Genomic DNA, 2,808 nt, shown 5'->3' with positions numbered 1-2,808 from the left:
GTGCGGCCCGCGTGCTCGCGCGCGGCGACGGCGCAGTCGGCGAGGTCGGGGTGCGTCAGCAGGGCGGCCTCGACCTCGCCGGGTTCGATCCGGAACCCCCGGATCTTGACCTGCTCGTCGGCCCGTCCGAGGAACTCCAGCTGCCCGTCCGCGTCCCAGCGGGCCAGGTCGCCGGTGCGGTACATCCGGGTGCCCGGGGCACCGAACGGGTCGGCGAGGAAGCGGGTGGCGGTCAGCCCGGGGCGGCCCAGGTAGCCGCGGGCCACCTGCGCCCCGGCCAGGTACAGCTCCCCCGGCATCCCGGGCGGCACCGGCCGCAGGGCGCCGTCGAGCACGTACGCGCGCAGGCCCCGGCCGGGGCGGCCGATCACCGGGCGCTCGGGGTGGTCGGCGCAGCGGGCGTAGGCGGCGTCGACGGTGCACTCGGTGGGCCCGTACAGGTTGTAGGCGGTGACGCCGAGTTCGGCGTGCGCCGAGCACAGCTCCCGCCAGGTGGCGGCGGGGACGGCCTCGCCTCCGATCAGCAGCAGGCGCGGGTGATGCGGGCCGGGCGCGAGGAGTCCGGCGGCGGTGAGTTCGCGCAGGAAGGAGGGGGTGACGTTGACCACGTCGAGTCGCTGGTCGACGATCCGGGCGCAGAAGGCCTGCGGGTCCAGCCGGACGTCCTCGTCGATCAGGTGGAGCTCCTGACCGAACACCAGCAGCAGCAGTCCCTCCCAGCTGGTGTCGAAGGACAAGGAGGCGCTGAGCGCGACCCGCAGCCGGCTGCCGTCGGCGGTGCGCGGGGCGAGCAGCTCCTCCCGGTGGTCGCGGCAGAGGTTGGTCAGTTGGCGGTGCTCGACCACGACGCCCTTGGGGCGGCCGGTCGAACCGGAGGTGTGGATGAGGTAGGCGGCGTGCTGCGGCAGCAGTGGGCCCGTCCGCTCGGCGTCGGTCAGGTCGTGGCCGGGCAGCGCCTCCCAGGGCACCTCGCGCAGGGTCTGCTCGGTCAGCACCGTCCGGGGCCGGGTGTCGTCGAGCAGCAGGGCGGCCCGCTCGGCGGGCAGGTCCGGGTCGACGAACTGCAGGGCGGCGCCCGCCTTGAGGACGCCGAACAGGGCGACCACCAGGTCCGAGGTGCGCGGCAGCCGCACCGCGACCACCTGTTCCGGGCCGGCGCCGAGGGCGGCGAGGTGGCGGGCGAGCCGGTTGGCCCGGGCGTTGAGGGCGGCGAAGTCGAGGGTGGCGTCCCGGGCGACCAGGGCGGTGGCGTGCGGGGTGCGGGCGGCCTGCGCCTCGAACAGGGCGGTGAAGGTGGTGTCCGGCCCGGCCGACGACTCGGGCAGCGGCTCGCCCCGCCCCTGGGCCAGTACCCGGTGCCGTTCCTCGGCCGTCATCAGCGGCAGCGCGCCGACCGGCGTGTCCGGCGCCTCGGCGGCGGCCGCCAGCAGGGTGCCCAGCCAGTCGGCCAGGCCCTCGGCGGTGCGTGCGTCGAACAGCCCGGTGCTGTACTCCAGGTAGCCGGTCAGGCCGCCGTCGCGTTCGACGAAGTCGAAGGAGAGGTCGAAGGTGGCGTTCCGGACCGGCGGGGTCACCGGCTCCACCGTCAGGCCCGGCAGCCGCGGCGCCTCGGCGCCGAGGTTGTGCAGGGCGACCATGACCTGGAACAGCGGGGTGCGGCTGGTGTCGCGCTCCGGCTGGAGGGCGTCCACCAGCCGTTCGAAGGGCACCTCCTGGTGGGCGAGGGCGGTGAGGACGCTCTCGCGGGCGGCGGCCAGTAGCTCGCGGAACGTCGCCTCCGGGCGGACGGTGCCGCGCAGCACCAGGGTGTTGACGAACATGCCGACCACGTCGTGGAGTTCGCCGCGTTCGCGGCCCGAGGTGACGGTGCCGACGGCGAGGTCCGACTGCCCGGCCCAGCGGGCGAGCAGCACCTGGCAGGCCGCCAGGAGGACGGTGTAGAGGGTGCCGTCGGCCTCCCGGCCGCGCTCGCGCAGCCGCTCGGTCAGTTCGGCGGGCAGGGTGAAGGTGACCAGTGCGCCGTCCTTGGTGCGAACGGCCGGGCGCGGCCGGTCGGTGGGCGGCTCCAGCGGGGTCAGGCCCGCCAGGGCCGTGCGCCAGTGCTCGAGGTCCGCCTCGGCGAGGTCGATCCTGGCACGCTGCCAGGCCGCGAAGTCGGTGTAGCGGACGGGCAGTTCGGGCAGCTGCGGGCGGCGGCCCTCGACGGCCGCCGCGTACAGCTCGCCCAGGTCGCGGCCCAGCACGCCCATCGACCAGCCGTCGGTGGCGATGTGGTGCACGGCCAGCACGAGGACGTGCTCGTCCTCGGCGAGCCGGGCCAGGTGGGCGCGCAGCAGCGGCCCGGTGGCGAGGTCGAACGGGGTGGCGGCGATCTCCTCCAGCAGCGCGTCGAGGGCGGCCGGGCGGACGTCCCGGCAGGGCAGCTCGACGGGGTGCGGCGGGCGCACCACCTGCCGGGCGCGGCCGTCGCGTTCGGCGAAGGTGGTCCGCAGCGCCTCGTGCCGCTCGACCAGGGCGTCCAGGGCGGCGCCGAGCGCGGCCCGGTCGAGTGCTCCGCGCAGGCGCAGGACGGACATCGAGGTGTACTCGGTGCTGCCGGGCTCGAAGCGGTCGAGGAACCAGAGCCGCTGCTGGGCGTAGGAGAGCGGCGGTTCGGCGGTCGGATCGGCGGCGGGGATGACGTCGGGGCCGTCCGCGCCTCCCGGTTCGCCGAGGGCCTCGGCGAGGTCGGCCAGCACCGGGTGGCTGAACAGCAGTCGGGGCGAGAGATCCGCGGAGCCGAAGGCGGCGCGCAGCCGGGCGGTGACC

General features: G+C 76.0%; 1 protein-coding gene. It reads right to left on the bottom strand.

The features are described 5' to 3' along the window. On the bottom strand, nucleotides 1-2,808 hold a 2,808-nt coding region (locus tag J0670_RS34915; RefSeq protein WP_207816504.1), incomplete at both ends, for an amino acid adenylation domain-containing protein.

It is taken from the genome of Streptomyces sp. FH025 (assembly GCF_017427025.1).
Lineage (GTDB): Bacteria > Actinomycetota > Actinomycetes > Streptomycetales > Streptomycetaceae > Kitasatospora.
This window is presented reverse-complemented; position numbering and strand designations above follow the sequence as displayed.